General features: G+C 69.3%; 3 protein-coding genes, 1 tRNA gene, 1 other RNA gene and 2 pseudogenes. 3 read left to right on the top strand and 4 right to left on the bottom strand.

Annotated features, from left to right (window positions below; translation table 11 throughout):
• Together E2B92_RS28000 and ffs are read right to left on the bottom strand one after the other, a co-directional pair.
• Window positions 1-1,383, bottom strand: a 1,383-nt coding sequence (locus E2B92_RS28000) for a DNA polymerase III subunit gamma and tau (RefSeq protein WP_133087737.1), incomplete at its 3' end; no start/stop codon positions are given.
• A gap of 60 nt (window positions 1,384-1,443) precedes the next feature.
• Window positions 1,444-1,542: signal recognition particle sRNA small type (gene ffs, locus E2B92_RS27995), an RNA gene on the bottom strand.
• Window positions 1,543-1,651: 109 nt separating this feature from the next.
• Between ffs and E2B92_RS27990 the strand changes: the two genes are divergently transcribed.
• Window positions 1,652-1,739, top strand: a tRNA-Ser gene (locus E2B92_RS27990).
• Window positions 1,740-1,827: 88 nt separating this feature from the next.
• On the opposite strand, the gene E2B92_RS27980 is transcribed toward E2B92_RS27990, so the two are convergent.
• Entirely contained in the window at window positions 1,828-3,090 is a 1,263-nt protein-coding gene (locus E2B92_RS27980) for a hypothetical protein (protein ID WP_235024018.1), read from the bottom strand.
• 240 nt (window positions 3,091-3,330) lie between these two features.
• Here E2B92_RS27980 and E2B92_RS27975 point away from each other — a divergent pair, with 240 nt between their 5' ends.
• Window positions 3,331-4,827, top strand: coding sequence for a hypothetical protein (locus E2B92_RS27975; protein ID WP_235024017.1), 1,497 nt, complete (start codon window positions 3,331-3,333; stop codon window positions 4,825-4,827).
• 111 nt (window positions 4,828-4,938) lie between these two features.
• Here the strand turns inward: E2B92_RS27975 and E2B92_RS27970 are convergent.
• Window positions 4,939-6,246: pseudogene (locus E2B92_RS27970) on the bottom strand (tyrosine-type recombinase/integrase); the annotation flags it as partial.
• Between E2B92_RS27970 and E2B92_RS27965 the strand changes: the two are divergent.
• A pseudogene (locus E2B92_RS27965) lies at window positions 6,157-6,528 on the top strand (transposase); the annotation flags it as partial. The pseudogenes E2B92_RS27970 and E2B92_RS27965 sit on opposite strands and share 90 nt — an antisense overlap.
• Between the last annotated feature and the right edge of the window lie 8 nt (window positions 6,529-6,536).

Below are 6,536 nucleotides of genomic sequence, written 5' to 3'. Positions count from 1 at the left end.
CGCGGCGGGCTCGGGGGCCTGGGCGGCGGCCGGCTGGGGCGCCGGGGCGGCGGGCGCGGGCGGTGCGGCCGGGGCGTCGTCGCCCGGTCCCCGTACCGCGGCGCGGGCTGCGGCGGGTCCTCCGCCCGGCACGGCCGGCGGCACCTGGGCATGGGCCTCCGGCCCGGGTACGTACCCCATGGCGGGCCCCGGTCCGGTCGCCTGGAAGGCGGCGCCGTGGACCACCGAGCCGCGCTCCAGCCGGTCCAGCCGGGCCAGCAGCGACCGCTCGTCGGTGAACGCGGCGGGCAGCAGCACGCGCGCGCAGATCAGCTCGAGCTGGAGCCGGGGCGAGGTCGCCCCGCGCATCTCGGTGAGCCCGGTGTTGACGATGTCGGCGGCCCGGCTGAGCTCGGCGGCCCCGAACACGGACGCCTGGGCCGCCATCCGCTCCACCACGTCGGCGGGCGCGTCGATGAGCCCCTTCTCGGCGGCGTCCGGCACGGCGGCCAGGATCACCAGGTCGCGCAGCCGCTCCAGCAGGTCGGCCACGAACCGGCGGGGGTCGTTGCCGCCCTCGATGACCCGGTCGACCACCTCGAAGGCGGCGGCCCCGTCCCCGGCCGCGAAGGCGTCCACCACCGAATCGAGCAGCGAGCCGTCCGTATAACCGAGGAGCGCCGTGGCCATGGCGTACGTCACACCGTCGTCGGCGGCGCCGGCCAGGAGCTGGTCCATGACGGACATCGAGTCACGCACCGACCCGGCGCCCGCGCGGACGACGAGGGGCAGCACCCCGTCCTCGACCGGGATCTGCTCCTTGCCGCACACCTCGCCCAGGTACTCCCGCAGCGTGCCGGGCGGCACGAGCCGGAACGGATAGTGGTGCGTACGCGACCGGATGGTCCCGATGACCTTCTCGGGCTCGGTCGTCGCGAAGATGAACTTCAGGTGCTCCGGCGGCTCCTCGACCACCTTCAGCAGGGCGTTGAACCCCGCCGAGGTGACCATGTGCGCCTCGTCGATGATGTAGATCTTGTACCGGCTGCTCGCGGGGCCGAAGAACGCCTTCTCGCGCAGCTCACGGGCGTCGTCCACGCCACCGTGCGACGCGGCGTCGATCTCGATGACGTCGATCGACCCCGGCCCGTTGCGCGCCAGGTCCCGGCACGACTGGCACTCCCCGCACGGCGTCGGCGTGGGACCCTGCTCACAGTTCAGGCACCGCGCCAGGATGCGCGCGCTGGTCGTCTTGCCGCACCCGCGAGGCCCGCTGAACAGGTACGCGTGATTGACCCGGTTGTTCCGCAGGGCCTGCTGCAACGGGTCGGTGACATGCTCCTGCCCGATGACCTCGGCGAAGGACTCGGGACGATAGCGGCGGTACAGCGCAAGGGACGACACCCTTACGACGATATCGGGCCGCACCGACAATCGAGCCGGCCCACCGGACCCCCACCCACCAACGCAAGCGCCCCCCACGCACCCGCCAGAGCCGACCTACCCTTGCTGCCTTCCGGCCCTGGGGGAGTTCAGTCAGATAGCGCCACGTGAGGGGCTGCGCCCAGCCTACCCGATCCCGCGCCCGGCGAGGACACCCCCGGGGACCCCCACCGACGCCCCAGGGGAACGGGTTCGCGAGCACTCCCCAACGTCTTGTATTGTTTGCGGCGGAGGATTCGCCTAGAGGCCTAGGGCGCACGCTTGGAAAGCGTGTTGGGGGCAACCCCTCACGAGTTCGAATCTCGTATCCTCCGCCACGGCTGACCAGCCGAAACGAAGGTCCCGACCGCCCAGCGGCCGGGACCTTCGTCGTTGTGTGGTTGCAGTTTTGGTTGCAGTTCCCGGCTAGCGCCCGTTGAGGACGGACCGGCACGCGTTGCAGTACATGGCCGCGTTTCGCCCGTAGCGCCGCATCAGCTGGCTGCAGCCGGCGCACAGCCCGAGCTCCCACGGCGGGCACCCCAGCGCGGCTGAGGCGGCGGCGCGTTCCACGGCGGTGATCCACACCGGCTCGCAAGAGCGCTGGACCGGCATGCGGGGAAGCGTGAAGCCGCCGGTCGGCTGGTCGAGATCGCGAACAGGCCGCCCGTCGCTGACGAACCAGCCCTCCTCCCCCGCTCGGCAGCTGCGGTCGACCTCCTGCTCGGCGAAGGTGATCAGGTCGTCCTCCTCTTCGACCGGGGCCGCAGGGAGAGGCGTCTTCTCACCGATGAGCTCCTGCCACAGCGCGCGGTCCTCGGCCGACACCCACATGTGCCGGCCGGCGCGGCCGCTTCCTCGATTGGGCACGTAGACCGGGACGCTCTCGCCCGTCGCGCTCTGCAGGACCAGGTCCTCGATGAAGACCGGCTTCTTCTCCGGGAGGCACAGTGCGGGCACGAACCAGTCCGCGTGAATCGCGCCACAGTGGCCGGCACCCTCGCTGACGAGGCAGTGACGCTCGCTGCTCGGTACGCACTTCCAGACTTCGAGGTGCCGGTACCCGCCGCGGATCACCATCTCCTTGCCGTCGGCGATGTCCTTCCACGGCATGTCGTCGACCCGCGCCCACGGAGCACGGTCGATCAGGGAGGGCGTCCGGTCCTTCGCCACCCAGAGAGGAGTGACGCCGTGCTCCACGGCGTTGACCGAGCGCCGGTGCACGCTGCTGGGACTGAGGTGGTGGTACTGGATCTCCCAGCCGATCCGCAGGCCGCCGGGTCCGACGACGATGGCGTCCGAGATGCTGCGCCGGTTGCCGATGGGAACCTCGGCCTCGGCGTCCAGGCCGTAACGCCCGGCGGTCTCGACAATCCGCTCCTTGGTGGCCTTGTGCTGGGCGCTCTCCGCCGGCGTCGCCTTGTGCGTGATCGGCAGGTGCGAGGCGACGAGCGGTCGCCGGCCGCCCACGCGCCCTCGGCGGATGAACATCCAGGGCGACTTCCCGCCCGACTCCGACTGGCACTCGCGCTTCTCGTGGTGCGCCAGGCATTCGAGCAGTTGCGGATCACGCTCGGAGACGCTGGCGGTGATCTCCAGGAGCAGATCCGGACGGTCTGGGTGACCGAGGTCGGGCAGGGACAGATTGATCTCTATGCCATATCCGGTGTGCCACACCCCATTTGCCATCTCTCAACGCTAAGGACAGCGGCCGACGTTGAACAGGACGCCCTCAAGTCCAGCAGGCGAGGCGACCATGGATCAAACCGCTGGCCTGCGAATCCAGCCAGGATGGGGTGCCGATTCCGTATCTACCCAGGCATGTGGGCCTCCTCGGCCGGGTCCGCCCCAGTCATCGCTTTTGGCAGAAACCAGCCCTGTCGACTCCGGAGGTACGCCACCATCCACACATGGACCAGGGACAGACACGTGGGTAAGCGCGAACGCCGCCGCAAGCGGGAACGGGCCACCAAGCACCAGTCGCAGCAACGAGCAGCTACTCCGCAGCCGATCATCTGCGAATTTCCGGAAGACGCTCCCCGCGTCCGCGTCGTGATCAAGCACGACGCTCCCGAAGATGCCCAGAGGATCAGCGTCCTCTACTGGGAGGTCAAGGGCGACGGCACCTGGGCGCGGACCGTGAGCAGCATCGGAGTAACCAGCAACATCGGTGCAGTGGCCACGGCGCACTCTTACGCCATCCTGCTCAACTGCCCTTGCGTGAACTGCTCCGAGCCGATCAGCGTCACCAACCGGTCCTGGGCCAACAAGGTGGGCGGCAAGTACCTGGATGCCGAGGCTCCCTCGTACCTCTGCGGGGACTGCACGGCGATCCAGAGGCGCGAGGAGATCGAACGGCAGCAACGCGCCGCTGAACAGAGGCGTGTCGAGCAGGAGCGTGTGCAGGAGGAGAGCAAAGGTATCAAGCGTCTGATCGCCGATGCGATCAGGGATGAGGATGGAAAGAGCGAACCAACCGATCCCCTCGCGGTGGATAATCCTCTGGCCCTGGCCCTCTACGTGGCGTTGATCAGCTACGCCGCGAGCAACCCGGGCAAGGCACTCCCGAGCCTCACGAGTATCGGTCCCACAGGGTGGACCGGCGACAGCGAGCAGGACAGGGAACTTCTCCTGGCCCTCTACTACGCCGGTCTGCTCGCCATCGCCCCGGAGAGCCCGACGCAGGCGTTCGCTCGTTCTCAGGATGACGACGGTATTGCCTTCGTTTCCACAGAGGTCGCGTGGCGGATCATTGGCGGCCTGGCCGACGCACAGGAACGCGTCAAGGAGATCAAGTACGCCCTCCAGACCCAGCCGGGTCCCCAGGGGGCTGCGGCACGTGACGCCTTCGCCACTCTGATGGACCGGATGGAAGTCGCGGACATCGCGGCTTACCTCAACAACCTGCTCACCAAGAAGTACGGCTATCCCGAGGTACCCGAAGCACGGCGTGAAGAGCTCACAGACGTCATCCAAAAGGGCTTCAAGCACGGCTACACCCCTGGTCAGATGATCTGCTTCGCATGGCGCGCTGCCGACTCCGCTGCGGCTTGGAAGGAGCGCAACCCTCGTATGGGGCCACCGGAGGCAGCATCTGCCTCGGTGACAAGCCTCAACGGGAAGATCGACAAGGCCATCGAGCTCCACCACTCCATCCCCGAGTACGAGACGCCCCGCTGGCACAAAGCGCCCCTCGCCCTCGGCAGCTTCCGGCGCCTGCACGCCGACATCCGTTGGGTGTACACCTGCGAGGTCATCGATGCGTGTCCCCATTGCGACCACCAGGGCCTCAAGGAAACCGTTCGAACCGAAGCGGGGACGAGGGCCTTGTGGCGCTGCACCCATCCCGTCGAGATTCCGGCCCAGCACCAGGAGCCGGAGGAGTCGAGCTCTCAGGATGAGGCGCCCGACCCAGCCGACGCCTGATCTCGACGCCGTCTGCCTACAGGACTCCACTGCTTCCAGCTCGGAAACGCCGCTTGCGGGGCCCAGCCTTGATCGGCTGGACCCCGCTACACGGATCGCCTGAAACGACGGCTACCACTCGTCGGTATCGCCGTACTTTCCTGGGTTCTGAGCGCGGTCCGCAGCCTGTGCACACGCCTCGGCGAAGGCCGCCTCGATGGCCGTCTTGTCCCTGCCTCGCACCTGGGCCTCGACCTCCTGGCCCGTGCCGGGGCGGCGAGCCGTGCGCCAGGCCGAGGCGCGGTCGGTGTATCGGTCGGTCTCGAAGTCCCAGGCCGGCACCGACCACTGCTCCGGGAGGTCGGTCGCCGCGCGTTCCCCGCCGGGGAGGAACAGGGCCCGGGCGTGGAAGATCACAGCCCGCTCCGGTACGCGGTCTCGGATGGCGCTTGCGCCGCCGGGGCCCTGGTGTTCCCAGCGCCAGCGGTCCCATTCCTCGACCTCGGCGGTGTGGTCAGGCCAGTCCTCGCTCCACCGGGCGACGACCTCGTCGGCGTGCTCCCGGTGGAGGAAAGGCACGCGCCGCTCGCCGAGGCGGGCAACGTGGACCACCAGCTCGGCGGGGACGGGACTCTGACCGGCCTCCGACGAAGCGCTGCCCGCGGTCTGGTCCGCGCCCCACAGGAGGCCGCCGACCTTGGCGGCGGTGTCCTTGAGGACGCGGCTGGTCAGGTGCTGATAGCGGCGGCGCATCCGGGCGGACTTGCCGGGTTCCCAGCCCATGATGGAGTCGACGATCGCGTCAGAGACGCCGAGGATGAGCAGGACCGTCGCCGCTGTGTGGCGGGCGTCGTGAAGGCGCGCATCGCGGACGCCAGCGGCTTTCAGGAGCTCCTTCCACTTGTGATAGTCCGTGTTCGGGTTCAGGGGCTCGCCGGTGGGCGAGGTGAACATGTACCCCTTCTCCGTCCACAGGTCACGGGCACGGGCCCGCTCGCGGGCCTGTTCCTCCTTGTGTTGACGCAGGAGCTGGAGGAGCTCGTCGGGCGCGCCGATGGGGCGCTGGCCGGCGCGGGACTTGGCGTTCTTCGTCTCGCGGCGGGTGTTGATCTTCTGGGGGCAGAAGCCGGGCTTGCGTCCGCAACGGTCTCCGCAGCCGTGCTTGTAGCGGGGCCGTAGCCGGCCACGGCGTACGCGGATGACGCCGAGGTCGAAGTCGACGTCGTCCCACTGCATGCCGAGGACCTCGCCCTGGCGCAGGCCGAGGGCGAGCGCGATGACCCAGCGGGCGGTGTTGCGGTGTTTGGCAGCTTCGGCGAGGAGGAGCTGGACCTCCTCGACCGTGTACGGCTCGACCTCCTCCTCTTCGACCTTGGGGGCCTTGGCGATGGAGGCCGGGTTCGAGGTGAGGTGCTGGCGGCGCACGGCTGCGTGCGGGGCGACAAGGCGTACTCCTCCCGCGCCAACCGGGCCTACCTGCGAAAGCGCGGCATCCGCTGCACGATCCCGGAGCCTGCCGACCAGGCCGCCCACCGCAAGCGGCGGGGGAAGGCCGGCGGTCGGCCCCCGGCCTTCGACCGCGAGGACTACAGGGCCCGGCACGCGGTCGAGTGCGGGATCAACAGGCTCAAGCGCAACCGCGCGGTCGCCACCCGGTTCGACAAGCTCGCCGTGCGCTTCGAAGCGACCGTCCTGATCGCCGCGATCGGCGAATGGCTGTGACCGGCCTG

This window comes from Streptomyces sp. WAC05374, from assembly GCF_004353505.1.
Lineage (GTDB): Bacteria > Actinomycetota > Actinomycetes > Streptomycetales > Streptomycetaceae > Streptomyces.
This window is presented reverse-complemented; position numbering and strand designations above follow the sequence as displayed.

Excerpts from the sequence above, each read along its gene's own strand:
- E2B92_RS27980 (WP_235024018.1), bottom strand. The coding sequence starts at position 3,090 with ATGGCAAATGGGGTGTGGCACACCGGATATGGCATAGAGATCAATCTG.